This is a genomic window from Methylobacterium sp. JK268 (assembly GCF_054052225.1).
The window spans coordinates 12,630-37,791 of sequence record NZ_JBSVZN010000003.1; the positions used below are offsets into that span (position 1 = coordinate 12,630).

General features: G+C 72.3%; 20 protein-coding genes. 10 read left to right on the forward strand and 10 right to left on the reverse strand.

What is annotated here, in order from left to right; genetic code table 11:
* Window positions 1-79: 79 nt before the first annotated feature.
* The gene (locus ACW9J6_RS03945) at window positions 80-3,268 is read left to right on the forward strand and encodes an efflux RND transporter permease subunit (protein WP_457115133.1); all 3,189 of its coding nucleotides are present in this window, start codon (window positions 80-82) and stop codon (window positions 3,266-3,268) included.
* A 185-nt stretch (window positions 3,269-3,453) separates the two neighbouring features.
* On the opposite strand, the gene ACW9J6_RS03950 is transcribed toward ACW9J6_RS03945, so the two are convergent.
* Genes ACW9J6_RS03950 through ACW9J6_RS03975 form a run of 6 tightly spaced genes read right to left on the reverse strand, consistent with a single transcriptional unit; the run spans window position 3,454 to window position 11,028 of the window.
* The gene (locus tag ACW9J6_RS03950; RefSeq protein WP_457115134.1) at window positions 3,454-5,166 is read right to left on the reverse strand and encodes a dipeptide ABC transporter ATP-binding protein; all 1,713 of its coding nucleotides are present in this window, start codon (window positions 5,164-5,166) and stop codon (window positions 3,454-3,456) included.
* On the reverse strand, window positions 5,145-5,990 hold the full coding sequence (locus ACW9J6_RS03955; RefSeq protein ID WP_457115135.1) for an ABC transporter permease: 846 nt from the start codon (window positions 5,988-5,990) through the stop codon (window positions 5,145-5,147). The genes ACW9J6_RS03950 and ACW9J6_RS03955 overlap by 22 nt, the downstream gene beginning before the upstream one ends.
* Entirely contained in the window at window positions 5,987-6,985 is a 999-nt protein-coding gene (locus ACW9J6_RS03960) for an ABC transporter permease (protein ID WP_457115136.1), read from the reverse strand. The genes ACW9J6_RS03955 and ACW9J6_RS03960 overlap by 4 nt, the downstream gene beginning before the upstream one ends.
* Window positions 6,986-6,990: 5 nt before the next feature.
* On the reverse strand, window positions 6,991-8,679 hold the full coding sequence (locus ACW9J6_RS03965; protein ID WP_457115137.1) for an ABC transporter substrate-binding protein: 1,689 nt from the start codon (window positions 8,677-8,679) through the stop codon (window positions 6,991-6,993).
* A complete protein-coding gene (locus ACW9J6_RS03970) occupies window positions 8,676-9,935 on the reverse strand; it encodes an acyl-CoA dehydrogenase family protein (RefSeq protein ID WP_457115138.1) in 1,260 nt (419 codons plus the stop codon). Before ACW9J6_RS03970 ends, ACW9J6_RS03965 begins: the two co-directional genes overlap by 4 nt.
* Complete coding sequence (locus ACW9J6_RS03975) at window positions 9,928-11,028, reverse strand: LLM class flavin-dependent oxidoreductase (protein ID WP_457115139.1); 1,101 nt, start codon at window positions 11,026-11,028, stop codon at window positions 9,928-9,930. Before ACW9J6_RS03975 ends, ACW9J6_RS03970 begins: the two co-directional genes overlap by 8 nt.
* A gap of 263 nt (window positions 11,029-11,291) precedes the next feature.
* Here ACW9J6_RS03975 and ACW9J6_RS03980 point away from each other — a divergent pair, with 263 nt between their 5' ends.
* The 7 genes from ACW9J6_RS03980 (at window position 11,292) to ACW9J6_RS04010 (ending at window position 16,554) form a co-directional block, all read left to right on the forward strand.
* Complete coding sequence (locus ACW9J6_RS03980; RefSeq protein ID WP_457115140.1) at window positions 11,292-11,999, forward strand: DUF1223 domain-containing protein; 708 nt, start codon at window positions 11,292-11,294, stop codon at window positions 11,997-11,999.
* Entirely contained in the window at window positions 11,996-12,721 is a 726-nt protein-coding gene (locus tag ACW9J6_RS03985) for an NrsF family protein (RefSeq protein ID WP_457115141.1), read from the forward strand. The genes ACW9J6_RS03980 and ACW9J6_RS03985 overlap by 4 nt, the downstream gene beginning before the upstream one ends.
* A 16-nt stretch (window positions 12,722-12,737) precedes the next feature.
* Window positions 12,738-13,307 carry a sigma-70 family RNA polymerase sigma factor gene (locus ACW9J6_RS03990; protein WP_457115142.1) on the forward strand — a complete coding sequence of 190 codons (570 nt, stop codon included), beginning with the start codon at window positions 12,738-12,740 and terminating at the stop codon, window positions 13,305-13,307.
* The gene (locus ACW9J6_RS03995) at window positions 13,300-13,953 is read left to right on the forward strand and encodes an NrsF family protein (RefSeq protein ID WP_457115143.1); all 654 of its coding nucleotides are present in this window, start codon (window positions 13,300-13,302) and stop codon (window positions 13,951-13,953) included. The genes ACW9J6_RS03990 and ACW9J6_RS03995 overlap by 8 nt, the downstream gene beginning before the upstream one ends.
* Window positions 13,954-14,022: 69 nt before the next feature.
* Window positions 14,023-15,291 (forward strand): glycosyltransferase, encoded by a 1,269-nt coding sequence (locus ACW9J6_RS04000; protein ID WP_457115144.1) that lies wholly within the window; start codon window positions 14,023-14,025, stop codon window positions 15,289-15,291.
* 199 nt (window positions 15,292-15,490) lie between these two features.
* The gene (locus ACW9J6_RS04005) at window positions 15,491-16,069 is read left to right on the forward strand and encodes a restriction endonuclease (protein ID WP_457115145.1); all 579 of its coding nucleotides are present in this window, start codon (window positions 15,491-15,493) and stop codon (window positions 16,067-16,069) included.
* Window positions 16,066-16,554, forward strand: coding sequence for a hypothetical protein (locus ACW9J6_RS04010; RefSeq protein ID WP_457115146.1), 489 nt, complete (start codon window positions 16,066-16,068; stop codon window positions 16,552-16,554). Before ACW9J6_RS04005 ends, ACW9J6_RS04010 begins: the two co-directional genes overlap by 4 nt.
* 26 nt (window positions 16,555-16,580) lie before the next feature.
* On the opposite strand, the gene ACW9J6_RS04015 is transcribed toward ACW9J6_RS04010, so the two are convergent.
* Window positions 16,581-18,554: a potassium transporter Kup gene (locus tag ACW9J6_RS04015; protein ID WP_457115147.1), complete on the reverse strand. Its 1,974-nt coding sequence runs from the start codon at window positions 18,552-18,554 to the stop codon at window positions 16,581-16,583.
* Window positions 18,555-18,749: 195 nt separating this feature from the next.
* Window positions 18,750-20,063, reverse strand: coding sequence for a flavodoxin-dependent (E)-4-hydroxy-3-methylbut-2-enyl-diphosphate synthase (ispG, locus tag ACW9J6_RS04020; RefSeq protein ID WP_457115148.1), 1,314 nt, complete (start codon window positions 20,061-20,063; stop codon window positions 18,750-18,752).
* Window positions 20,064-20,307: 244 nt separating this feature from the next.
* Here ispG and ACW9J6_RS04025 point away from each other — a divergent pair, with 244 nt between their 5' ends.
* The gene (locus ACW9J6_RS04025; protein ID WP_457115149.1) at window positions 20,308-21,423 is read left to right on the forward strand and encodes a patatin-like phospholipase family protein; all 1,116 of its coding nucleotides are present in this window, start codon (window positions 20,308-20,310) and stop codon (window positions 21,421-21,423) included.
* A 587-nt stretch (window positions 21,424-22,010) separates the two neighbouring features.
* Here the strand turns inward: ACW9J6_RS04025 and ACW9J6_RS04030 are convergent.
* Both ACW9J6_RS04030 and ACW9J6_RS04035 read right to left on the reverse strand, forming a co-directional pair.
* Window positions 22,011-22,676, reverse strand: a complete 666-nt coding sequence (locus ACW9J6_RS04030; protein WP_457115150.1) for a class I SAM-dependent methyltransferase — start codon at window positions 22,674-22,676, stop codon at window positions 22,011-22,013.
* On the reverse strand, window positions 22,673-23,815 hold the full coding sequence (locus tag ACW9J6_RS04035; RefSeq protein ID WP_457115151.1) for a glycosyltransferase: 1,143 nt from the start codon (window positions 23,813-23,815) through the stop codon (window positions 22,673-22,675). The genes ACW9J6_RS04030 and ACW9J6_RS04035 overlap by 4 nt, the downstream gene beginning before the upstream one ends.
* Window positions 23,816-23,955: 140 nt before the next feature.
* Here ACW9J6_RS04035 and ACW9J6_RS04040 point away from each other — a divergent pair, with 140 nt between their 5' ends.
* Window positions 23,956-25,143, forward strand: coding sequence for a DNA topoisomerase IB (locus ACW9J6_RS04040; protein WP_457115152.1), 1,188 nt, complete (start codon window positions 23,956-23,958; stop codon window positions 25,141-25,143).
* The last annotated feature ends 19 nt before the right edge of the window (window positions 25,144-25,162 follow it).

Sequence of the window (25,162 nt, forward strand, 5' to 3'; positions counted from 1 at the left end):
GAGAGGCGCGCGCGGCGCTCACCCCTCACGACACAGCGGCCGGCCGCCCCCCGGGCGGGTTCAGGGCCGGAGGTCTCCGATGCGGTTTGCCCACTTCTTCGTCGACCGGCCGATCTTCGCCTCGGTGACGTCGATCGTCATCCTGATCATCGGCTACGTCTCATACGCCTCGCTGCCGGTCTCACAGTATCCCGAGATCGTGCCGCCGACCGTGGTGGTGCGCGCCTCCTACCCGGGCGCCAACGCCGAGACCGTGGCCGCCACCATCGCGACGCCGATCGAGCAGGAGATCAACGGCGTCGACAACATGCTCTACATGTCGTCGCTGTCGACCAACGACGGCAACATGCAGCTGACCGTCACCTTCGCGCTCGGCACCAACCTCGACATCGCCAACGTGCTGGTCCAGAACCGGCTCTCGGTGGCGACGCCGCGGCTGCCGCCCGACGTGCGCAACCTCGGCGTCACGGTCCGCAAGTCCTCGCCCGACCTGATGATGGTCGTGCACCTGCTGTCGCCCGACAACACCTACGACCAGAACTACATCGCCAACTACATCTACCTGAACATCCGCGACCAGATGCTGCGCCTGAACGGCGTCGGCGACATCACGGTGTTCGGCGGCAGCGAGTACGCGCTGCGCCTGTGGCTCGACCCGAACAAGCTCGCGGCCTACCAGCTCTCGGCCACCGACGTGGTCAACGCCCTGCAGGAGCAGAACGTCCAGGTCGCCTCGGGCGCGCTCGGCGCGCCGCCCGCGCCCACCGAGCAGGCGTTCCAGCTCGTGGTGCAGACGCAGGGCCGGTTCCAGGATCCGAACGAGTTCCGCAAGGTCATCGTCAAGGCGTCCGAGGGCCGCCTCGTCCGCGTCTCGGATATCGGCCGCGTCGAGATGGGCCAGAAGGACTACGTCACCCAGTCCTTCCTGAACGGCCAGCCGGCGATCGGCGTCGGCGTCTTCCAGCGGCCCGGTACCAACGCGCTCGAAGCGGCCGAGCAGGTGCAGAGCCTGATGAAGGACCTGGCCAAGAACTTTCCGCCGGGCCTGGAGTACCGCATCGCCTACAACCCGACGGAGTTCATCGCGGAATCGGTGCACGAGGTCTACAAGACCCTCGGCGAGGCGGTGGTCCTCGTGGTGGTCGTGATCCTCGTCTTCCTGCAGAGCTGGCGCACGGCGCTCGTGCCGATCATCGCGATCCCGGTGTCGCTCGTCGGCACCTTCGCGGTGATGGCGCTGCTCGGCTTCTCGCTCAACAACCTCACCCTGTTCGGGCTGGTGCTCGCCATCGGCATCGTGGTCGACGACGCGATCGTGGTGGTGGAGAACGTGGAGCGCAACATCGCGGACGGGCTCACGCCCGGCGAGGCCGCCCACAAGACCATGGATGAGGTCGGCGGCGCCGTCGTCGCCATCGCGCTGGTGCTCTCGGCGGTGTTCATCCCGACGGCCTTCATCCCGGGCATCTCGGGCCAGTTCTACCGGCAGTTCGCGCTGACGATCGCGGCCTCGACCATCATCTCGATGTTCAACTCGCTGACGCTGTCGCCGGCGCTCTGCAAGCTCCTGCTCAAGCCCCACCACGCCCACGCGCGGCCGCGCTTCGTCCTGGCGCGGCTCGGGGCCTTCGCGGCCAACACCTTCAACCGCGGCTTCGACGCGACGGCGAACGGCTACGCCGCGACGATCCGCTTCCTCACCGGGCGCACGGTCCCGCTCCTCGTCATGCTCGTCCTCTACGGGGGCGTGATCGCGGGCACGCTCCACCTCGCCCAGACCACCCCGACCGGCTTCATCCCGCTCCAGGACCAGGGTTACCTGATCGTGGTCGTGCAGCTCCCGCCGGGATCGGCGCTCGAGCGCAGCACCGCCGTGGTCACGGAGGCGGCGAAGCGCGCGCTCACCATCGACGGCGTCGCCAACGCGGTGGTGATCTCCGGCTTCGACGGCGCGACCTTCACCAACACCACCAACGGCGCCGTGATGTTCCTGACGCTCAAGCCGTTCCAGGAGCGGCTGGCGCGCGGGCGCAACGCGGGCGCGATCCTGGGCGACGTCTTCGGAAAGACCGCCTCGATCACGGAGGCGCGCATCATCGCCATCCCGCCCCCGCCCGTGCGCGGCCTCGGCAACGCGGGCGGCTACAAGATGCAGGTCCAGAACCGGACGGGATCGGACATCGCGAGCCTGCTCCAGGCCTCGGGCGACCTGATCGCCCAGGCCAACCAGGACCCCAACCTGACCCGCGTCTTCACCACCTTCGGGAACGACACGCCGCAGATCTACCTCGACATCGATCGCACCAAGGCGCGGATGCTGAACGTGCCGCTCGCCAACGTGTTCTCGACGCTCCAGGTCAATCTCGGCGGCGCCTACGTCAACGATTTCAACACCTTTGGCCGCATCTACCAGGTCCGCGCCCAGGCCGACGCCAAGTTCCGCCTGGAGAAAACCGACATCGCCCAGCTCAAGGTGCGCTCCTCCACAGGCGCCCTGGTGCCGATGGGCTCGCTCGCCGGGATCCGCGACATCGCGGGGCCGCAGATCGTGCAGCGCTACAACCTGTTCTACTCGATCCCGGTGCAGGGCGACACGCGGCCCGGCGTGTCCACGGGCCAGGCGCTCAACGCCATGGAGGCGCTCGCCAAGAAGGTGCTGCCGGAGGGCATGAGCTTCGAGTGGACCGAGATCGCCTACCAGCAGAAGGCGGTCGGCAACACGGCGATCTACGTCTTCGCGCTCGGCGTGCTGCTGGTCTTCCTGGTGCTCGCCGCGCAGTACGAATCCTGGGCGCTGCCGCTCGCGATCCTGCTCGTGGTGCCGACCGGGGTGCTGGCGGCCTTCGCGGGCGTGCAGCTGAGGGCGCAGGACAACAACATCCTGACCCAGATCGGCCTCATCGTGCTGATCGGTCTGGCGGCCAAGAACGCGATCCTGATCGTCGAGTTCGCCCACCAGATCGAGGAGAGCGAGCATCGCGGCCCGGTCGCCGCCGCGGTCGAGGCGTGCCGCCTGCGCCTGCGCCCGATCCTGATGACGGCCTTCGCCTTCATCCTCGGCGTGGTGCCGCTCGCCATCGCCACCGGCCCCGGCGCCGAGATGCGCCAGGCGCTCGGCACCGCCGTGCTGTTCGGCATGCTCGGCGCCACGGTGTTCGGCCTGTTCCTGACGCCGGTCTTCTACGTGGTGATCCGCCACGGGCTGATCCGGATCAACCGCTGGCGGGGCAAGGACGGGCCGCCCGCGGGGGCTGCCGCGGCGCAATGACGGGTTCCGGCGCGGCGGCCGCCTCGCCGGAACCCGTGAGCGGGTGATTGCTGTTGCCGCAGGTCTCGCTCGGTCGGAGACCGGGGCGACTGAGCCCGGCCGGCGACGGAGCAGCACCTGACGATCACGCGGCGCGCCGCCCTGGCGGCCGGCCTCGGCGCCGGTTTCGGGCCGACGGAAGCGGCTCAGGCGATCCGCGCCACGGGGCCGACCGGCTGCGGCACGCGGGCGAACCCCGCGGGGAGCGAGTCCAGCAGCGACGCGGTGTAGGCGTGCCGTGGGGCGTCGAAGATGGCGGAGACGGTCCCGTGCTCGACGATGCGCCCGCGGTGCATGACCGAGACCGTGTGCGCCAGTTGGCGCACCAGGGCGAGGTCGTGGGAGACGAAGACGTAGGTCAGCCCCAACTGCGCCTGCAGGGAGAGCAGCACCTCGACGATCTCGGCCTGCACGCCGACGTCGAGCGCCGAGGTCGGCTCGTCGAGCAGGATCACGTCCGGCCGGAGGACCAGCGCCCGGGCAATGGCGACGCGCTGGCGCTGACCGCCCGAGAGGGCGTCCGGGCGGCGGGAGAGCAGGGGTGCGCCGAGCCCGACATCGGCGAGCGCCGCGCGCACCCGCTCTGTCCGCTCCCCGCGGGTTCCGATCCCGAAGCGGTCCAGGGGCTCGCGCACCAGCCGCTCGATCGTCCAGGTCGGGTCGAGGGAGGTGAAGGGGTTCTGGTAGACGAGCTGGAGGTGGCGGCGCAGGACGCGCAGGGCCTCGTGCGAGCGCCCGTCCACCCGCTCGCCGGCGACCAGGATCTCGCCCGCATCGGGCTGCTCGAGCCCGAGCAGCAGCCGGATCGTCGTCGTCTTGCCCGAGCCGGACTCGCCCACCAAGGCGTGGGTGGTGCCGGCCGGGACGGTGAAGGACAGGCCGTCCACGGCGGCCACCGCCCTGCCGTCGACCGTGAAGGTCTTGGACACGCCGTCGACCGCGATCTTGGGCGCCGCGCTCTCGGGCGCCGCGCTCTCCGCGAGGCGGCGCGCGCCCACCCCGCGCAGGGCGGCGTAGCGGTCGGGGTTGAGGACGGGCACGTCGGCCTGTAGCTTGCGCGCGTAGGCCGATCGCGGCGCGGCGAAGACCGCCGCCGTCGCGCCCGCCTCCTGGATGGTGCCGTCCTTGAGCACCACCAGCGCGTCGGCGCGCTCGGTGGCGATCGCGAGATCGTGGGTGATCAGGAGCAGGCCGATGCCGCGCTCCCGCCGCAGCCGCGAGAGCAGGTCGAGGATCCGCTTCTGGATCGTGACGTCGAGTGCGGAGGTCGGCTCGTCCGCGACCAGAAGCGCCGGCTGCGGGAGGATCGCCAGCCCGATCAGCACGCGCTGCAGCATGCCGCCGGACAGATGGTGGGGGTAGGAGTCGCAGACGCGCCGGGGATCGTCGAGCCCGACCTCGGCGAAGGTGTCCAGGATGCGCTGCCGACGCCGCCGCCGGTCGGGTTCGTCCAGGAGGGCGGCTGCCTCCTCGGCCTGGGCGCCGATCGTGCGGACGGGGTTGAGCGCGGTGCCGGGGTCCTGGGGAACGAAGCCGATCGCGCGCCCGCGCAGCGGCCGGAACCGGCGCTCGGGGAGGCCCAGCACCTCGCGCCCGTCGAACGCGACCCGCCCCGCGGCGCGGGCGCCGTCCGGGAGGAGCCGCAGCACCGCGCGGGCGATGCTCGACTTGCCCGAGCCGGATTCCCCGATCAGGGCGAGGCTCGCGCCGCGGTCGAGGGTGAACCCGACCCCGCGGACGACCTCGTGCGGCCCGTAGGAGACCGAGAGGCCGTCGACGCGCAGCAGGGCGTCCGTCGACGGCGCCCGGGACGGCACGGCATGCAGGGCCGTCGCGGTCAGGCGGTCTTGCGCAGCCATCGGCTGATCCTGTTGACGGAGAGGACGGTCGCGATCGTGACGAGGGCCGGGGCGTAGACCAGCCACGGCCATCGCAGGTAGTCCCTGCCGGTCGCGATCAGCAGGCCCCAGTCGGAGGCGGGCGGCGGGTCGCCGTATCCGAGGAAGGCGAGGCTGGCGATCACCAGGATCGACAGCCCGAATTGCAGGACCGCCAGCGCCAGCACCGAGCGGGAGGCGTTCGGCAGCACGTGCTGCATCAGGATGGACCAGCGCGATCCGCCCTGGAGGAACGCCGCCTCGACGAAGGTCGCCCGGCAGGTCTTGATGACCTCCGCCCGCATCACCCGGGCGAACACCGCCACCGCCGAGAGTCCGGTCGCCAGGGCGGTGTTCGTGGTGTCGAAGCCGAGCGCCGTGACGACGATGACGGCGAGGAGGAATCGCGGGATGGCCAGGAGGATATCGACGAAGCGCGCGAGCACGACGTCGGTCCAGCCGCCCAGGAATCCGGCAAGGAGTCCGATCAGGCCGCCGATCACGACGCTCATGACGACGGCGATGAGCGCGCTCGTCACCGACGAGGCCGCCCCGTAGACCACGCGGGTGTAGAGGTCGCGACCGAGGTGATCGGTGCCGAACCAGTGCGCCGCACTCGGGCCCAGAAGCTTCTGGGCCGGCACGCCGTTGACGGGGTCCTGGCCCGTGAACAGGCCCGGCGCGAGCGACCAGCCGATCACCAGCGCGACGACGGCGAGGGACAGGGCGACGGTCGGGGGCAGCCGGAGGAGGGCCGGGTGGGCGGCTCCTGCGGACCGGGCCGGGGAGAGGGACGCGACGCTCATCGTGCCACCGTCCGCAGCGCGGGCTCGCTGGCGACGGGCCGGGTCCCGACGCCGCCGGCCGCCGGCAGGCGCGGGTCGAGCAGGGGGGAGACGAGGTCGGCGAACAGGTTGACGACCACGAAGACCAGCGCCGCCAGCGAGACGACCGCCTGCAGGACGGGCAGGTCCTGCGCCGCCGCCGAGCGCTGCACGAGGCTCCCGATGCCCGTGCGTCCGAACACCGTCTCGGTGATCAGCGAGCCGCCCAGCACCTCGCCGACCGCGAGCGCGATGACGGTGACGACCGGGAGCGCGGACGGCTTGAGGAGGTGCCGGACGAGGAGCCGCACCGGGCCGAGGCCGCGGCTGCGCGCGACGGTGGCGTAGTCCTGACCCGCCTCCCCGTCGAGGTTGGCGATGAGCACCTCGGCGATCTGCGCCGAGATCGGGATGCCGAGCGCCACCGCCGCGAAGGCGGTCGCCCAGGCTCCGTCCGGCTCGATCACCCGGAACAGGCCGAGCTGGAACCCGAAGACGTGGATCAGGACGAGCCCGATCACGAAGTTCGGGACCGAGAGGAACAGCGACGGCAGGGTCCGCAGGGCGCCTTGGCCGTACCGAAGCGGCAGGATCTGGGTTCCGCAGGCGATCGCGGCGGCCAGCAGCAGCGCCACCGCGAGGCCGCCGGAGGCCAGCACCAGCGTCGAGGGCAGCACCTCGGCGATCAGGGTCGCGACGGGCCGGGTGGACCGCATCGACAGGCCGAAATCGCCGACGACGAAGTGGGACAGCGATCTCCAGAGCTGGACCGGGAGCGGCTGATCCAGGCCCTGGGCGGCGACGATCGCCCGGATCTGCTCCTCGGTGAACCCGTTCTGGGGATCGCGCAGCACGGTGGTGATCGGGTCGCCGGGCAGGACGCTGACGACCACGAAGGTGAACAGGTAGGCGAGCAGGATGACCGCCACGCCCTGGACGAGGCGTCTGCCCGCATAGGTCGCGTAGGGGCGTCCCATGCCGGTCACCGCGCCGCCCGGTCCGGACGCGCCGCGGGTCCATCGCTCTTGCTGGCCGCGTAGTAGCTGGCATAGGCGATGCCGTTGTAGGTCTCGCCCGTGAGGGTCGGGGATTGCACGTAGATGCGCTGGACGATCTGCGTGCGTGGAATGAAGTAGCCCTGTTCGAGGACGTATCTCTGGAGATCGTCGAGGAGCCGGTCGCGGCTGGCGAGGGAGCGGGCGCCGGCGATGCCGTCGCGCAGGGCGTTGAGCGTCGCGTCGCTCTCGCCGAGGGCGAACCAGTTCTCGCCCTGATTGGCGTCGGTGAGGATGCCCGCCACGGTGCCGGCGTCGATGAAGCTGCGCGTCACCTCGTAGGCCGGGACGGCCGGCCCGCCGAACTGGACCTTCTGGCCGAAGGTCGCGACATCGTAGCTCCGGATGTCGACCTTCCAGCCGAGCTTGCCGAGCTGCTGGGCGATGAGTTCGTCCACGGCCTTCGCGGTCGCGAGGTAGGGGGTAGGGTAGAGCGTCAGCGTCAGCGGCCTGCCGTCCTTGGTCCGGATGCCGCCGCGGCCCCGGACCCAGCCCGCCTCGTCGAGGAGCCTGCCGGCCCGGGCGGGATCGTAGGCGAGCAGGGCGCCGTGATCGCTCGCGCCGGGCACGTTGCTCTGGATGAACGACGTCGCGAGCTTCCAGTCGGGCGTGTAGACGGTGTCGATGATCTCCTGCCGGTCGATGCCGGCCTGGAGCGCTTGGCGGATCCTGAGGTCGTTGTAGGGGGCGAGCTTCGTGTTGATCGCCCAGCCGTTGACGAAGCCGAGGTAGCGCGGCGTCGCGACCGTGAAGCCGGCCTCCTTGAGGGACCGCAATTCCTGAGGCGAGGCGTTGTAGGCGACGTCGGCCTGGCCCGACTGGACGGCGGAGACCCGCAGGGAGGGCTCGGCCACCACCTTGTAGGTGATCGAATCGAGATGGGCCGGGCCGGTATGGCCGACCGCCGCGGGACCCCACGCGTAGTCCTTGCGCTTGACCAGCCTGACGAAGTCGCCCTCCTTCCAGGCCGCGACCAGGAAGGGGCCGCTGCCGGAGGTCCTCGCGAGGTCGGCCTGCTCGGCAGCCGGCCGCGCGAGGGTCTTTGGGGAGATCAGGATCGAGCCGTGATAGCCGAGCGTCGGGATGAAGCCGAGGGCCGGCGCCTTGAAGAACACCCTCACGGTGGTGGGGTCAACCGCCTCGGCGCGGTCGTAGGTCTTCGGGAACAGGCCGATCGGGTTGATGCCCTCCCGGATGCGGCCCGCGGACCAGATGTCGAGATTGGCGACGACGGCTGCCGCGTCGAGCGGGGTGCCGTCCGAGAAGGTCACGCCGTCCCGCAGGTGGAGGGTGAAGGCGGTGGCGTCGTCGTTCTGCTCCCAGCGCGCGGCGATCCAGGGACTGACCCTGCCTTCGGCGTCGACGTAGACGAGCTTGTCGGTGACGTGGCCCCAGACGTGGCCCTGGAAGCTGGAGATCGCACTGTTGTTCGGGATCCAGGTCGGCCCGAGGGAATCGATCAGGAAGACGATGTCGCCCCCCTCGCGCGGATTGCCGGAGCCCGGCCCGGCCGCCGCCGCGACCGGCTGGCGCAGCGCGCCGGCCGCGACGAGCGCGGCGGCGCCGCTCATCACCCGGCGGCGCGACGGGGCGGGACGGGGAGGACGATGGGTCATGACGGGATCCTGATTGCGCGCAGGGCGCCGTCGCGCGGGGGACGCTCGAGGCGTGTGCGCTCCGCGTCCGCGTGGGAGGGGCGCTCCCTCCCGTCCGGCCGCGAAGGGCCGCCGGTGCGGGCCGCGAAGGCCGCTCGGCCGAGGAGGGTGATCACCGTGTCGTCCTGCGGGGCGTGGACCAGCACGGATTGGATGTCGCGGAAGTGCCGCTGGAGGTCGCCGTCGCCGCTCAGGCCCGGATTGCCGAGGGCGCCGGCGGCGATCTGCACCGCCTCCCGGAGCTGCCGTCCGGCGAGGAGCCGGGCGCGCAGGAGCGCCTCCGGCGCATCGGCGGCATGGTCGATCGCGCCGAGGATGAGCTGGCGCGCGCTTCCGACCCGCAGGTCGATCTCGCCGGCGAGGGCGACGAAGCGCTCGGTCCGGGCGACCGGATATCCGAGATTGGCGGGAACGCGGCCCTCCGCGAAGGCCAGGAAGGCGTCCTGCGCCGCCTCGGCGACGCCGAGATAGAGGGCGGTGATCACGAGCGCGGTCGCCGCCTGGGCGCGGTTGTCCTGCACGGCGGCGCCGGCCTCCGTCAGCCCGATCACCTCGTCGGGGCCGACCGCGACCGCGTCGAGGACGATGTCGTGGGAGCCGGTCGCCCGCAGCCCGAGGCTGCTCCAGGTCCGCTCGATGCGCAGGCCCGGCGCATCGGCCGGCACGATGAAGGTGCCGACGCGCGCGGGCGTCTCGTCGGTGCTGGCCCAGACCAGGACGTAGGACAGGCCCTCGCAGCCGGTGACGAAGCGCTTGGTGCCGCTGATCGACCAGCCCTCGGCGGTGCGGCGCGCGCGCGTCTGCGGGAGGCCGCCCCGCGCCGGGGAGCCGAGGTCCGGCTCCGCCCGCGCCGCGTTGAGGAGCACCGGCCGGCGCCGCCCCTCGGCCAGGACGCGGGCGTAGACCGCCTCGGGCCATTGCGGCCGCTGCGCCTGGTGATGGTGGCTCAGGAGCGTCATCAGGGTGATGAGCGCCACCGAGGGGTCGCCGCGCCCGAGCGCGGCCATGAGGCGCGCGACGCCGCTGAGGCCGAGGGCGCGACCCCCGTAGCGCTCCGCAACCGTGAGGTCGAGCAGTCCCGCCGCGTGGACCGCCCGGATGCCCTCGTGCGGGAAGGACGCGTCCGCGTCCGCCGCCGGTGCCGCCGCGGAGAGCGTCGCCACGACCTGCGCGAGGTCGATTCCGGCGACGTCCGGACCCGCCCCGCCCTCACGCATGGAGGCGCGTCTCGGCGCCCCGGCGGGCGAGTTCCGCGCGGACCAGGGGCAGCACGTAGCGGCCGTAATCGATCGCGTCGTTGAGGTTGTCGTAGCCGCGGATCGAGATCAGGTCCGCGCCGAGATCGACGTAGTCGAGGATGGAATCCGCGATCGTCCGGGGGGACCCGACCAGGGCCGTGGAGGCCCCGCGTGCGTTGGTGGCCGTCACGGTCGGATACCACAGCGCCCGGTCCTGCACGTCGCCGCGCGCGGCGATCGCGAGGAGGCGCTGGGAGCCGACATTCTGCGGCGGGCCGCCGGAGAGCGGCCGCGTCGGCGCGCCCTTGGCGTAATTCGCCTCGAGCCGCTCCAGGATCCGGTGCGCCTTGGCCCAGGCCAGGTCGTCGGTCTCGGCGATGATCGGCCGGAAGGTCACCCAGATCCGCGGCCGGTCCGCGCGGCCGGCCTTCTCGGCCTCTGCGTGGATGCGGTCGATCTGCTCCTTCGTCTCCTTCAGCGGCTCGCCCCATAGGCCGAAGACGTCCGCGAGCGAGCCGCCGACCCGGTAGGCGTCGTCGGACGAGCCGCCGAGCGAGACCGGGATCGATCCGTTCACCGGCAGGACCGCGTTGCTGAAGCCCTTGAACTGGTAGTAGGTGCCGTCGAAATCGAACGGCTCCGAGGATTGCCAGGCCCGGCGCAGGATGCGGATGTACTCGTCGGTCCGCGCGTAGCGCTGCTCCTTCGACAGGAAGTCGCCCTCCCGCGCCTGCTCGGCCGCGTCGCCCCCGGCGATGAAGTGGACCATGACGCGGCCGCCGCTCAGCTGGTCGAGCGTGGCCAGCGCCTTGGCGGCGACGGTCGGGTAGACGGTGTTGGGGCGCAGCGCCACGATCGGTGCCACCGACTTCGTATGGGCGATCACCGTCGCGGCCAGCGTGAACGGGTCGAACGATGAGGAATGGTAGGGAAGGAGCGTGTAGTTGAACCCGGCATCGTCCAGGGTACGGGCGTAGCGCGCCAGATAGGCCGGATCGAGCGGCGCTCCGGGTTTCGGGTCGAGATCGGACGAGCTGTTCGCGAAACTGGCACTGATGAATTCGACGGCCATGCGGCGTCTCTGCCTCGACACGCGATGAGATGGCGAGGTTCAGCCTAGGGCGGATCTGCGCTACTGGAAATAAAATGGTTTTTCTTTGTTGAGGTTGTTTGGAGCGATTGCTTCCATGCTGCGGCGCGAGCGCCCCAGTTTTATTTTCATTGTGCCGGATGGCCGGGGCCGAATCGCCATCAGGCGGCGCGGCGGGTGCGACGTAACCGCCGCCTCGGGTCCGGCGAACACCTCGACGACCTCTCCGCCCAGGATCGGCCCTGATGCTCCTCCGGCTCCGCCATCTCCCGGTTCTCGCCGCCTTCGCCGTCGGATGGGCCATCGCGCCCGCCGCCGCCGCCGATCGGCCGCTCGTGCTCGAACTCTTCACCTCGCAGGGCTGCTCCTCCTGCCCGCCGGCCGACGCCTATCTGGGCGAGCTCGCCGCGAGCCGCCCCGACCTGCTGCCGCTCACCTTCCACGTCACCTACTGGAACGGGCTCGGCTGGCAGGACCCGTTCTCCCTGCCGGAGGCGACCGACCGGCAGGCCGCCTACGCGACCCGGTTCGACGGGGTCTCCTTCACGCCGCAGCTCGTGGTCGACGGCGCCCTCAGCGTCGTCGGCTCCGACCGCGAGGCGGCGGCCGGGGCGATCGCCCAGGCCCGCGCCGCCCTGCCGGCCTCGCCCGCCGCGAGCCTGCGGCGGCGCGGCGGCGACCTCGCCGTGGCGGTCGGGGAGGGGGCGGGCCGGGGCCGGCTGCTCCTCGTCGGCTTCGACCACGCGCACCGCACCGCGGTCCGCCGCGGCGAGAATGGCGGGCGCACCCTCGTGGAAGCCAACGTCGTGCGCGGCATCCGGGAGATCGGCGCCTGGACCGGCGCCCGCGTGGAGGGTCTCCACGCCGCGCCGCCCGGCGAGGACGCGGCCCTGCTCCTCCAGGCACCCGACGGACGGATCCTGGCTGCAGCGCGCCTCGACCCCGCCTCGTGACCCGGGACGGAGGGGCGCGCGGCGCCGAGGGCCGCCACCGGGCGACCATCGACCTGCTGGCGCGGCGCCTGGAGCCGATGCGCCGCCTCGCCTCGCCCGGCCGGCGGATTGCCGCCTGGGGCACCGTCGTCGCCGCGATGGGTCTCGGGCTCGCGGCCGTCTCGGACCTGCGCGACCTCGGGGGGCGAATCCTCGCGATGCCGGAGATCGGCGTGATGCTGGCCGGCTCCGCCGCCACGGCGGCCGGGGCGGCGGCGGCGGCGGTGCTGACGGCCCTGCCCGATCGCGGGCGGGGCTGGGCGGCGCTGGCAGTCGGGCCGGCACTCCTGTGGCTCGGCACCGGCCTCGCCGCGGCCCTGAGCGAGCGGCCCATGGACCATGCGACGGCATCGCTCGCGGCGACCGGCGCGGGCCTCCTGTTCATCGTCGGGATGGCGGTGCCGGTCGCCCTCCTGCTCGGGGAGGTCGTCCGGCGCGGCCACACCCTGCGCCCCCGCCTCACCGGTGGGCTGATCGGCCTCGCGGCGGCGGCCGCGGCCGCGACCCTCGTCGCCCTGTTCCATCCCTACCGCCCGTCCCCCCGCGACTTCGCCGCCCAGGTCGCGGCTCTCGCGGCCTCGATCGGCGCCGGAGCGGGCCTCGGCCGCCGCCTCCTCGTCGAGCCGCGCGCGGGCGAGCCGATGCCGCCCCTTCCCGCGGCGGACCGGCGCGGGCTAAGCTGAGGGCCGGGACCCGATCATGGAGCGTGAAGCCAAGCTCTCGGCCGCGATGGCGGCGGCGCAGGCCGGCGATGCCGCCGCCTATCGGACCCTGCTGCGCGACTGCGTGCCGGTGATCGCCGCCGTGGCGCGGGCGCAGGGCGTGCGGCCGGACGCGATCGACGACGTGGTGCAGGACACCCTCCTCACCGTGCACCGGGCCCGGGCGACCTACGATCCGGCCCGGCCCTTCCTGCCCTGGCTGCGCGCCATCGCCCAGCGCCGCGCCGTCGACCTGATGCGCCGGGCGGGCCGCCGGCCGCAGGAGGTGCACGATCCGCTCGCCTACGAGGCCGAGCGCGACGAGGGCCCGCTCCCCGGTGCCTCCGTCGAGGCCAGCCAGCGCGACGCGCGCCTCGCCCGCGCCGTCGCGGCCCTGCCGGAGGGCCAGCGGCAGGCCGTGGAGCAGCTGTCGCTGCACGAGCGTTCTCTCGACGAGGCCTCCGCCGCGACCGGGCGGACCAAGGGAGCATTGAAGGTGAACCTCCACCGGGCCCTGAAGGCCCTGCGCACCGCCCTCGCGCCCGACCGGGAGGACGGTCGTGTCTGAGGCCGCCCACGACCTGCTGGTGGAGCGCCTCGTCGGCGACCTGCGGCCCGTCCGTCCCCTGCGCTCGCCCCTGTGGCGGGGCTTCCTCTGGTGCGCCGCGGCCCTCGCCCTGGGGCTGCTGGTGCTACCCTTCAGCGACCTCGCGAGCCTGCGCCTGCGCATGACGGTGATGGATCTGCGGCTCGCGGCGCTCGGGGCCATCCTCACCGCCGCGACGGCGTCGGTGGCGGCCTTCGTCACCAGCGTGCCGGGGCGGTCGCCGCGCTGGGCGCTGCTGCCGCTCGCCCCTGCGGCGCTGTGGATCGGGGCAAGCGGGCTCGGATGCCTGCGGGACTGGGTGGCGCCCGGCACCGACCTGCCCGATGGACGCGAGATGGGGGGCTGCGCCGTCCTCCTGATCGCCGCGTCGCTGCCCCTCTCCGTGCTGCTGATGCGGATGCTGCGGCGGGCCTGCCCGCTGCGGCCCGGCCTGACGGCGGCTTTGGGCGGCCTCGCGGTGGCGGCGGCGGCGGCCTCGATCCTGGTCCTGGTGCATCCGCACGACGCCACCGCCACGGACCTCGCCCTGCACGGGGTCGTCGTGTCGGCGATCGTCGGGCTCAACGCGCGGGCGGGGGGCCGTCTGATCGGCGGCAGTCGGGCGTAACCGCGGCGGAATGATCCGCGAACAACCGCGGCGGGTGCGGGGCGGCGGCCCGGCGAGCGGGAGAGTGCGATGAAACTGCTTCTGGCGGCAACGCCCCTGACCGGGCACCTCAATCCGCTCCTCGCGGTGGCGCGGGTGGCGGCCGGCCGCGGCGACGAGGTCGTGGTCGTCACCTCGGAGGACGCGCGCCCCAAGGTCGAGGCGGCGGGATTCCGCTGCGTGGCCTACGCCAACGACCACTCGGCGGAGTATCGGGAGACCTCCCTGCCGGTCGGCCCGGAGCGGGGACGGCGGGAATTCGAGCAGCGCTTCATCGCCATCATGCCGCGGCAGGCGGAGGTTCTGCGCGCGGTGGTCGCGGCCGAGCGCCCCGACGCGATCGTGGCGGGGAGCCTGTTCCTCGGCGTGCTGCCGCTCCTCCTCGACCCGGCGCCGCGGCCCCCGGTGATCCTCTGCAACGTGAGCTTCCTGTTCCTCGACCGGCCGGACGGGGCGCCGCTGGGCCCCGGCTTCCCGCCGGCCCGGGACGCGGCGGAGCGGGCGCGCTACGCGGCGATCCGCCAGCAGGTCGACGTCGCCTTCACCCAGCCGGTCCGCGCCGCCGCGGACGCGGCGCTCGCCCGGATGGGCCTGCCGGGCCTGCCGGCCTCGCTCACCCAGTCCATCCTCACCCTGCCGGACGCGGTGATCCAGCTGACGATCCCGGATTTCGAGTACGATTTCGCGCCGCTCCCGCCCGGGATCCGCTTCGTCGGCGCGCTGCCGCCGCCCGCCGTCGCGGGCCCGAACCCGGATTGGTGGCCGGACCTCGGTTCGAGCCGGCGCATCGTGCTCGTCACGCAGGGGACCTTGGCCAACGCGGATTTCGGCGAGGTCGTGGCGCCGACCCTGCGGGCGCTCGCCGACCGGACCGACGTGCTCGCGGTGGCGACGACCGGGGGCCGGCCCGTCGAGGCGATCGGGATCCCGATCCCGGCCAATGCTCGGGTCGCGTCCTTCCTGCCCTTCGCCGACCTGATGCCGCGGGTCGCCGCCCTGGTCACGAACGGGGGCTACGGCACGGTGCTCTCGGCCCTGCAGGCCGGCGTTCCGATCGTCTCGGCCGGGATGACGGAGGACAAGGCGGAGGTCGGCGCACGGGTCGGCTGGTCCGGGACCGGGATCTTCCTGCGCGAAGATGCGTCCGACCCAGCGGCCCTGCGGCGGGCGGTCGATGCCGTGCTCGACGAACCCGGTTATCGCGCCCGGGCGCGCGAGCTGGCGACGAGCTTCGCGCGGCACGACACGCCGCGGGAGATCCTGGCGGTGATCGACGGGGTGGTCGGCGCGAGGCATTGACCGGCCGGATCTGTCGGAACGGCGCGGAGCTGCGCCGTTGGACCGCGAAACGCCGGACACGCGCCTCCGTCGCGGTGCCTGAACGCGCCGTTGCGCGGTCCGATTGATTGCCGCGTGAATCCCTCAACCTTCGGCCCGTAGATCGCGGCGCCCGGCGCGGCCCAGGATGGCGCGTCGGCCCGTCGGATGGGCGCGGGGGATGCATGCCGTAAAGGAGCCCGTTCGGGCCGAACCCTCCGGACATCGATCACGGAGACAGGGCTCGGGCCCTCGACTGGACGCGCTCTGGGAGCAGATCGCGGGCGGACCGGGACCCGACGCGTCGGATTGGCCGCGCGGGAGGGCCCTTGAGTACCTGATCCTGCGCGCCTTCGAACTCGGCGGTGCGGAGGTGGTCTCGCCCTACGCGGTCAGGCTGCACGGCGCGGTCGTCGAGCAGATCGACGGCATGATCGTCAGCGACGGCCTCACGTGCATGGTCGAGGTCAAGGACCAAGCGGACCGCGTCAACGTGGAGCCGCTGGCGAAGGTGCGCAACCAGTTGCTCCGGAGACCAGCGGGCGTGGTCGGCAGCGTGTTCAGCCGCGGCGGTTTCACGGAGCCGGCCGTCACGCTGGCGCACTTCATGGCGCCGCATGCCATCCTCCTGTGGCAGGGTCCCGAGATCGCGTATCTCCTCGCCAAGCGAGATTTCGGGCGTGCCCTGAAGCTCACGTACCGGGTCCTGATGCAGGACGGGAAGCCCGATTTCGACTCGCGCGCCCGACACCTGGGATGAGCACTTACGTCATCACCGAGGGGGCGGCCGAGGCGGCGATCCTGCGCGCATTCCTCGCGGAATTGGGCGTCGGCGGCGTTCAGGTCGTGGAGGCGGGCGGCAAGTCCTCCGCGATCTCCCTCGGCACGTCGCTGGCGCTCAAGGATCAGGCCCGAGTCGCGGTGATCGTCGACGCCGATACGACCGATGACGGGCGGATCAGGAAGCAGCAGATGATCTTCCGCGACCTCGTGCCTCCGCGCGCCGGCGAAGACCGGTGTCGATTGTTCCTGGCCGTACCAACCGTCGAGGGTCAACTGCTCCCGACGGCCGCGCCCGTCCCGGCCGCGCTCGACGGCGATCGCGAGCCGTTTCGGGAGCGGGCCGCGCCCGGTCTCCCGCCTGCGAACGGGTCCTCGGCGACGGCCAGCCCTCCGCTGCTGGACGACCTCGTGGCGTTCCTACAGGGTGCCTCATCCGCCCCGAACGGCAGGCTCGACGCCTGAGCGCGCCCTCGCGGAGGCCGTGCTCCCTACACCGTCACCTGGGTGCCGACCTCGACCACGCGCCCAGTCGGGATCTGGAAGAAGTCCGTGGCGTCGTTGGCGTTGCGGGCGAGCCCGATGAAGATCCGGTCCTGCCAGAGCGGCATGCCCGATTGCGCGGCCGGCCGGATCGAGCGCCGGGACAGGAAGAACGACGTCGCCATGATGTCGAACTTGAAGCCCTGCTTGCGCAGCAGCGCCAGCCCCTTCGGGATGTTCGGCGATTCCATGTAGCCGAACTTCATCACCACCTTCCAGAAATGCGGCCCCATCGGCTCGATCCGGATCCGGTCGGCGTCGTTCAGGCGCGGCAGGTCGATGGTCTTGACCGTGAGCACGACGTTCTTCTCGTGCAGCACCTTGTTGTGCTTCAGGTTGTGGAGCAGCGCGGCCGGCGCCGTCTCGGGATCGCTGGTCAGGAACACCGCCGTGCCCTTGACGTGGTGGGGCGGGCTCTTCTCCAGCATGCCGACGAGCTCAGTCAGGGGCACGTCGGTCTTGCGGGTCTTGTTGAACAGGATGGTGACGCCCCGCACCCAGGTCCACATGATCAGGACCAGCACGCCCGCGATCATCAGCGGGACGTAGCCGCCCTCGAAGACCTTCAGCAGGTTCGAGACCAGGAACATGATCTCGATGGCGATGAAGGGCACCATCGCGGCGCCGGCCGCCAGCGGCGACCAGTGCCAGAACCGCCACAGGACCAGGAAGGCGAGGCAGGCCGTGATCAGCATCGTGCCGGTGACGGCGATGCCGTAGGCCGAGGCGAGGCCGCTGGAGGTGCGGAACAGGAAGACCAGCACGACGACGCCCAGCAGCAGCAGCGTGTTGATCTGCGGCAGGAAGATCTGGCCGGAATGCGACTCGGAGGTGTGGCGGATCTCCAGCCGCGGCAGCAGACCGAGCTGCACGGCCTGCCGCGACAAGGAGAAGGCGCCGGTGATCACCGCCTGGCTGGCGATCACCGTCGCCAGGGTGGCGAGGATCACCATCGGCAGCAGCGCCCACTCGGGCACGAGCTGGAAGAACGGGTCCGTCGCGTCCGGGTGGGCGAGCACGAGCGCCGCCTGGCCCAGGTAGTTGAGGGCGAGCGAGGGGCCGACGATGGCGCTCCAGGCGGCCTGGATGGGCCGGCGGCCGAAATGGCCGAGATCCGCGAACAGCGCCTCAGCGCCGGTCACCGCGAGGAAGACCGCGCCGAGCACCACGAGGGCGCCGGTGCCGTGGCCGACGAGATAGGTCGCCGCGTGCCAGGGATTGAGCGCGAGCAGCACGTCGGGCCGCCGCCAGATGTGCGGCAGCGCCGCGACCGCCAGGGCGGCGAACCAGACCAGCATGATGGGACCGAAGAAGGTCGCCATCCGGCCGGTGCCCCGGCTCTGGACCAGGAACAGCGGCACGATGATCGCGATCGTGATCGGCAGGACGGAGTTGTCGAAGGCCGGGGTGACGAGCTTCAGGCCCTCCACGGCCGAGAGCACCGAGATCGCCGGGGTGATGATCGCGTCCCCGTAGAACAGGGCGGCGCCGAGCAGCCCCAGCATGAACACAGTGCGCGATCCGCCCAGCGCCTTGCGGGCGAGCGCCATCAGCGAGAGGATGCCGCCCTCGCCCCGGTTGTCCATGTGCAGGAGCAGCAGGACGTACTTCACGGTGACGATCAGGATCAGCGCCCAGAGCAGCAGCGAGACCGTGCCCAGCACCTCCTCCGGCGGGACGATTCCGTCCGAGCGGCCGGGCCCCAGCGCCTCGCGGAAGGCGTAGAGCGGGCTGGTGCCGATGTCGCCGTAGACGACCCCGATCGAGCCGATGAACAGCGTCCAGAACTTGGCATGCGTCCCGGAATGGCCCTCCGGCTCGTCGACGCTGCCGGCCGGACTCGGCGGGCCGCCGCTCGGGGGCGTGAGAGTTTCGGGCGGGGCGCTCGGAGAACCACCCGCGGGCACGGCTGACTGGGTCATGGCTGATCGGGAATGCGCCCGCGAGCGGCGCGGGCCGCCGGGCATGCTAATGGGCCATTCGGCGGCACGAAGCCTTGGAGGCCGGACGCGCGGCGCGCGCCCGCCTCGAATTTGACGCGTTCATAGCACGCGCCCACCCGCGTGCCTAGCTTTCGCCCCCGCCGCACCGGCAGGTGCCGGGCGGGGCGGGCCACCTTACTCCGCGGCGGTGCGCCGGCCCTGGCCGAAGCGCCGCTCGATGTAGTCGATCACGATGGTCTCGAAATCCTTGGCCAGGGTGGCGCCGCGCAGCGTCATCGCCTTCTTGCCGTCGATGAAGACCGGGGCGGTGGGGGTCTCGCCGGTGCCGGGCAGCGAGATGCCGATATCGGCGTGCTTCGATTCGCCCGGCCCATTCACGATGCAGCCCATCACCGCCACGTTCAGGGTCTCGACGCCCGGATAGGTCTTGCGCCATTCCGGCATCGAGGCGGCGATCCAGTTCTGGATGTCGCGGGCGAGTTCCTGGAACACCGTCGAGGTGGTGCGCCCGCAGCCGGGGCAGGCCGCGACGAGCGGCACGAAGGTGCGGAAACCCATGGTCTGCAGGAGTTCCTGCGCGGCCTTCACCTCCACGGTGCGGTCGCCGCCCGGCTCCGGCGTCAGGGAGTAGCGGATCGTGTCGCCGATCCCCTCCTGGAGCAGCACGCCCATGGCGGCCGAGGCCGCCACGACGCCCTTCGTGCCCATGCCGGCCTCGGTGAGGCCGAGATGGATGGCGTAGTCGCCGCGGCGGGCGACCTCCCGGTAGACGGCGATCAGGTCCTGCACCGCCGAGACCTTGGCGGAGAGCACGATCCGGTCCTTCGGCAGGCCGATCTCGACGGCGCGGTCCGCCGAGAGCAGGGCCGACTGCACCATCGCCTCGCGCATCACCGCGCGGGCGTCGAGGGGCTTCTCGCTCTTGGCGTTGGCGTCCATCAGCGAGGTCAGGAGGGCCTCGTCGAGGGAGCCCCAGTTGGCGCCGATCCGCACCGCCTTGCCGTAGCGAGCCGCCGTCTCGACGATGGTCGAGAACTGCAGGTCCTTCTTCTCCTTGAAGCCGACATTGCCCGGGTTGATCCGGTACTTCGCCAGCGCCTCGGCGCAGGCCGGGTGGTCGGCGAGCAGCTTGTGCCCGATGTAGTGGAAGTCCCCGACCAGCGGCACGTGGACGCCGATGCGATCCAGCCGCTCGCGGATCTTCGGCACCGCCGCCGCCGCCTCGTCGCGGTCGACCGTGATGCGCACGATCTCGGAACCGGCCCGGTTCAGGGCGGCGACCTGCGCCACGGTGGCGTCGATGTCCGCCGTGTCGGTGTTGGTCATGGACTGGACCACGATCGGGGCGCCGCCACCGATCGTCACGGCGCCCTCGCCCTCGCCGATCCGTACGCCGACGGTGCCGTGCCGGGGCGCGGGGCCAGCGATCTCGGGCGCGGCGGACGCGTCGACGGCGCGGGCGTCCTGGGCTTGGGTGTGGGCTTGCATCGGATCCCTCGTGCCGGGCTTTTCGCGCTCCGGCGTCAAGCGTTTAGCTGATCCTGCGCGCGGCCGGCGTCAAGTCTGTGACGCCGCGCACGCCCCCGGCTCCGCACCGGACGACCGACCCGGGAGGTTCACCGCTTCATGGCCCATCGGGCCGCCCCTGTCGAGGCGGCCCGCGCCGGGCAGGGTTGCATGGCCTGTGCGACGCACCAAATTATATCGCAGTGCAACAACGCTCCGGCAGGCCATGACCGACTCGCTCGACAGAACCCGCCCCCCTCCGGCCGATCCCCTTGGCGTGGAGGCGGTGCACGGCGGCAAGGCGCCCGCGCCCGGGGGCGGCGCCCACCCCCTGGCCGGGCCGCGGGCCGAGAAGGGGATCGCGCTCGCGCTCCAGGGCGGCGGCGCCCACGGCGCCTTCACCTGGGGCGTGCTCGACGCGCTGATCGAGGACGGGCGGCTCGCCTTCGAGGCGATCACCGGGGCGAGCGCCGGAGCGATGAACGCGGTGGTGATGACCCACGGCTGGCTCAAGGGCGGCCCCGACGGGGCGCGGGCGCAACTCGAAGCCTTCTGGAAGGAGGTGAGCCTCGACGGCGACCTCCCGCGCTCGCAGCAGAATCTGGTCGAGGGGATGATGCGCCTGTGGCGGCGCAGCCCCCTGGCCGAGGTCTGGACCAGCCTCGCCAGCCCCTACGAGGCCAATCCCCTGAACCTCAACCCGCTCAAGCGGGCGCTGACCGACACGGTGGATTTCGATGCCCTGCGCAGCGGGAACGAGACGCCGCTCTTCATCTCGGCCACCAATGTCTGGACCGGGAAGATCGCGGTGTTCGAGGGCCGCGACCTCACGGCCGACCACGTCATGGCCTCGGCCTGCCTGCCGACAGTGTTCCAGGCGGTGGAGATCGACGGCGTGCCCTACTGGGACGGGGGCTACCTCGGCAACCCGCCGCTCTACCCACTCTACCACGGTGCCGAGACCCGCGACTTCCTCCTCGTCCAGATCAATCCCGTGGAGCGGCGCGAGACGCCGCGCACGCCTCAGGAGATCCGAGACCGCCTCAACGAGATCACCTTCAACGGCAACCTGCTGCGCGAATTGCGGGGGATCGACTTCGTGCAGCAGTTGATCGACGAGGGGGCGCTGGCGCCGGAGGGCTATCGGCCGGTGCGCCTGCATCGGATCGACGGCAGCGGCGCGCTCGACGATTACGCGGCCTCGACGAAGCTCAAGGCGCAGTGGCCGTTCCTGCTCCAGCTGCGCGACGCCGGACGGGAGGCGGCGAAGGCGTGGCTGGCGCAGCATTTCGACGCGGTCGGGCGTGAGAGCACGCTGGACCTGCGGGCGATGTACGGGTGATCCGTCTCACCAAGCCCGCGCGGCGGAGCTTTGCTCCGCACGCCTGAGCAAACCGATGTCCGCATTGGCGTGCGAGGCGCAGCATCGCCGAGCAATCGATCGCACATCGTATAAGTTCGTCACCAGCATAGCGGACCCTGGCGGATAAAACCCGGGACGCTTGATGACAGCCTCCTCTTTTCCGGATGCTGTGGCGTCAGCGGAAGGAGATCCGGAATCCAGCACGGGACTCTGCCGCGAAGCGGCTCCGAATGCCAAGACCAGTGTTGAAAAGCAGTCGATTCGCGGAGTCTTGCACTGGTTTCCGGCTCGCATTCCGCTGGCGCTCCATGCGCCCGGAAAAGGGCGGAGAGGGTGGTGTGAACCTGCGACCCAATCGGACAGCCCCGCGAGTCGGTTTCTGCCTGGGACGTCGCAGATCGTCCTCTGCTTTTCCGGCTCGGTCCGAGCCCACGCCCCGACCGCCTGAGCCGGATGCGGCCCGCAGACCGTCGCGAGCCACCGCGGCCCGTCCTTGCGCGGGATCCCGGCTCTCGTTCCGCCGATGCTGATCTCGTGCGGGACGGGGGACCCTCGACCAGGCGCCGTCAGCCCGCCTTGAACCGCCAGACGCCGGTGCGCTTGATCTCCGCATCCTCCAGCGCCCGGGTGACCGGGACCTCGTAGGTGGCGAGGCGCTCCAGGCGGTCCTGCGGCAGGTAGGCCCGCCCTGGATCGCCCAGCAGCACGCGGGCGCCGCGGGCCTGGAGGCGCGAGAGCCAGTCGCTCACTCGGGCGGCGAGGTCGCGCTCGTAGAAGATGTCCGCCGCGAGCACGCAGTCCCAGCCGTGGTCGCGGCCGATCAGGTCGCCCGCCACCGCGCGGACGCGTTCCCCGATGCCGTTCTCGGCGGCGTTGAGGCCGATCGCCGCGATCGCGAAGGGATCGAGGTCGCTCGCCTCCACCGACGCGGCCCCGGCCCTCGCCGCCGCGATGGCGACGAGCCCGGAGCCCGAGGCGAAATCGAGGAGGCGCCCCCCGGCCACGCTCTCCGGATGGTCGAGGACGTAGCGCGCGAGGCCCTGGCCGCCGGCCCAGGCGAAGGCCCAGAAGGGTGGGGGCAGGCCGATCTCGCCGAGTTCCTCCTCGGTGCGGCCCCACAGGTCCGTGGCCTCGTCGGCGACGTGGAGGCGGATCTCGGGGGCGTGCGGCACCGGGCGCAGGCGGGTGTTGTCGCGGATGAAGCGCAGGGGATCGAGCGCGGGCGCGGTCATGAGGCCAGCATCTCCGCGTGGAGCCGGGCCACGGCGCCGGCCACGGCCGCCTCGGTGAAGCCCCCGTCGAGGATCCGCCGCCGCGCGGCGGCGCCCATGGCGGCGAGGCGGTCCGGGTCGGCGGCGAGTCCCGCGAGCGCCGCCGCCAGCGCTCCCGGATCGTCCGGCGGGACGAGCAGGCCCTCGATCCCGTCGCGGACGAGCGCGCGGCAGCCCGGCACGTCGGTGGTGACGATGGCGCGGCCGCTCGCGGCGGCTTCGAGAAGGGCGCGGGGGAGCCCCTCGCCGCCGCGGCTGGGCAGGCAGGCCACCTGCGCGGCGGCCAGCGCCCCCGCCACGTCGGCGGTGGCGCCGTGCCACGCGACCCCGTCCCGCGACCAGCCGCGCAGGGTCGCCTCCGGGATCGCGCGCCGGTTCGACGGGTCCGGCGCGCCGTGGAGGACGAGTTCGACGGCCGCGCCCTGGCCGCGCGCGAGGCGGACCGCCTCCACGGCGGTGTCGATCCCCTTCGACCACAGCATCCGGGCGACCAGCGCGACCCGCAGGGGCGGCATGGGCGGCAGCGGCGCCGGACTCCAGGCCGCCGGATCGATGCCGGCGCCCCCCACGATGGTGACGCGGGGATCGGCCGGATCGAGGCCGAGAAGCGCGGCGTCGTCGGGGTTCTCGAACAGGTAGCGGGTGGCCCGGGTCTCCAGGCCGCCGCGGATCAGGCGGCGCAGGGCGCCGCGGGCGAGCCGCCCGGCCCGATCGCGCCGCGCGCCGATCAGGCCGAGGCCGGTGAGCGCGTAGACCCGCCGCGGGATGCCCGCCAGGGTGGCGGCCGCGCCGCCGACCAGGATGCCGCGCAGCGCGATGCAGTGGACGAGGTCGGCCCGCAGGGCGCGCAGGATCGCCGCGAGCTGGCCGGCCGCGTAACCGGCCGCCATCGGGTTGAGGCTGGAGCGCTCCGCGTCGAGGGCGACGACCCGGGCGCCGGTGGCCTCGATCGGCGCGCGGTGGTCCCGCACCCGGGTCACCACCGCGACCCGGTGGCCGGCCGCCACCGCCGCGCGGGCCATCGGCAGGAAGTGCGAGGCGAAGAACCAGTCCTCCGTGACCACGAAGGCGATGGTCCTGCTGCCGTCCTGCTGGGTCACGCGGGTCTCCCTGTCGCTGGACCCTCCTAACGCGCGCCGGGGGCGGGCGAAACTCCCCGGGAAGCGCCCGGGAGGAACCCGGAGCGGCACGCTCCGGTTGAAGTACCTCAACGCGGCGTCCCGCCGAGAAGAGACCCTGCATGCTGTCGGATCCCGAGACGACGCCCCCCGCGCCCGAGGATCGCATCGACGCCCGCGATGCCGCCCGCGAGGTCGGCCTGCGCTACGTGAGCGACGAGGAGCCGGGCTACCGGCGCAAGCGCAACGGGCGCGGCTTCCGCTACATCGACCCGCAGGGCCGGCCCGTGCGCGAGGCGGCGGTGCTGAAGCGGATCAGGGGCCTGGCGATCCCGCCCGCCTACACGGATGTGTGGATCTGCCGCCACGCCAACGGCCACATCCAGGCGACCGGGCGCGACGACCGCGGCCGCAAGCAGTACCGCTACCACCCGCAATTCCGGGAGGCGCGGGAATCGACCAAGTTCGCCCACATGATGGCCTTCGCCGAGGCGCTCCCGGGCCTGCGGGCCAAGGTGCGGGAGCACATGGCCCTGCGCGGCCTGCCGCGCGAGAAGGTGCTCGCCACGGTCGTGTACCTGCTGGAGACGACGCTGATCCGGGTCGGGAACGACGATTACGCCCGCGCCAACCGCTCCTACGGGCTCACCACCCTGCGCGATCCCCACGTGAGCATCGAGGGCGCGGAGCTGAAGTTCCGCTTCAAGGGCAAGAGCGGCAAGGTCTGGCAGCTCTCGGTGCGCGACCGCCGGGTGGCGAAGATCGTGAAGGACTGCCAGGACCTGCCCGGCCAGGACCTGTTCCAGTACATCGACGCGGACGGCGTGCAGCGGGACGTGACCTCGGCGGACGTCAACGCCTACCTGCGCGAGATCTCCGGGCGCGACATCACCGCCAAGGATTTCCGCACGTGGTCCGGCACCGTGCTGGCCGCGCTCGCCCTGCGCGAGTTCGAGGCCTTCGACACCCAGGCGGTGGCGAAGCGCAATGTCCGGCAGGCGATCGAGCGGGTGGCGGAGCGGCTCGGCAACACGCCGACCATCTGCCGCAAGTGCTACGTGCACCCCGAGGTCCTGGGCTGCTACCTGGAGGGCGCGTTCCTGCTGCAGGTGCGCGACGAGGTGCAGGAGCAGCTCCGGGAGGAGATCCACCGGCTGCGGCCGGAGGAGACCGCCGTCCTCGCCCTGCTGCAGGCCCGCCTCGGCGCGGCGGCGCAGGCTCGCCCGGAGGCCACGCCGGCGGCCGGCGGGCGCAGCCGCAAGGGGGGCTCCAAACCCCGCGGCCGCTCGGCGGCCCGGCGGGCGGCCTGAGGGGAAGCCGGGGGCGCCC

What these genes read in the sequence shown, in the direction of transcription:
- ACW9J6_RS03960 (WP_457115136.1), bottom strand. Translation starts at nt 6,985, where the DNA reads ATGGGACGCCCCTACGCGACCTATGCGGGCAGACGCCTCGTCCAGGGC.
- ACW9J6_RS03980 (WP_457115140.1), top strand. Translation starts at nt 11,292, where the DNA reads ATGCTCCTCCGGCTCCGCCATCTCCCGGTTCTCGCCGCCTTCGCCGTC.
- ACW9J6_RS03945 (WP_457115133.1), top strand. Translation starts at nt 80, where the DNA reads ATGCGGTTTGCCCACTTCTTCGTCGACCGGCCGATCTTCGCCTCGGTG.
- ACW9J6_RS04040 (WP_457115152.1), top strand. Translation starts at nt 23,956, where the DNA reads ATGCTGTCGGATCCCGAGACGACGCCCCCCGCGCCCGAGGATCGCATC.
- ACW9J6_RS03970 (WP_457115138.1), bottom strand. Translation starts at nt 9,935, where the DNA reads ATGCGTGAGGGCGGGGCGGGTCCGGACGTCGCCGGAATCGACCTCGCG.
- ACW9J6_RS03965 (WP_457115137.1), bottom strand. Translation starts at nt 8,679, where the DNA reads ATGACCCATCGTCCTCCCCGTCCCGCCCCGTCGCGCCGCCGGGTGATG.
- ACW9J6_RS04030 (WP_457115150.1), bottom strand. Translation starts at nt 22,676, where the DNA reads ATGACCGCGCCCGCGCTCGATCCCCTGCGCTTCATCCGCGACAACACC.
- ACW9J6_RS03990 (WP_457115142.1), top strand. Translation starts at nt 12,738, where the DNA reads ATGGAGCGTGAAGCCAAGCTCTCGGCCGCGATGGCGGCGGCGCAGGCC.
- ACW9J6_RS03975 (WP_457115139.1), bottom strand. Translation starts at nt 11,028, where the DNA reads ATGGCCGTCGAATTCATCAGTGCCAGTTTCGCGAACAGCTCGTCCGAT.
- ispG (WP_457115148.1), bottom strand. Translation starts at nt 20,063, where the DNA reads ATGCAAGCCCACACCCAAGCCCAGGACGCCCGCGCCGTCGACGCGTCC.
- ACW9J6_RS03955 (WP_457115135.1), bottom strand. Translation starts at nt 5,990, where the DNA reads ATGAGCGTCGCGTCCCTCTCCCCGGCCCGGTCCGCAGGAGCCGCCCAC.
- ACW9J6_RS04005 (WP_457115145.1), top strand. Translation starts at nt 15,491, where the DNA reads ATGCATGCCGTAAAGGAGCCCGTTCGGGCCGAACCCTCCGGACATCGA.
- ACW9J6_RS04015 (WP_457115147.1), bottom strand. Translation starts at nt 18,554, where the DNA reads ATGACCCAGTCAGCCGTGCCCGCGGGTGGTTCTCCGAGCGCCCCGCCC.
- ACW9J6_RS04025 (WP_457115149.1), top strand. Translation starts at nt 20,308, where the DNA reads ATGACCGACTCGCTCGACAGAACCCGCCCCCCTCCGGCCGATCCCCTT.
- ACW9J6_RS03950 (WP_457115134.1), bottom strand. Translation starts at nt 5,166, where the DNA reads ATGGCTGCGCAAGACCGCCTGACCGCGACGGCCCTGCATGCCGTGCCG.
- ACW9J6_RS04010 (WP_457115146.1), top strand. Translation starts at nt 16,066, where the DNA reads ATGAGCACTTACGTCATCACCGAGGGGGCGGCCGAGGCGGCGATCCTG.
- ACW9J6_RS04000 (WP_457115144.1), top strand. Translation starts at nt 14,023, where the DNA reads ATGAAACTGCTTCTGGCGGCAACGCCCCTGACCGGGCACCTCAATCCG.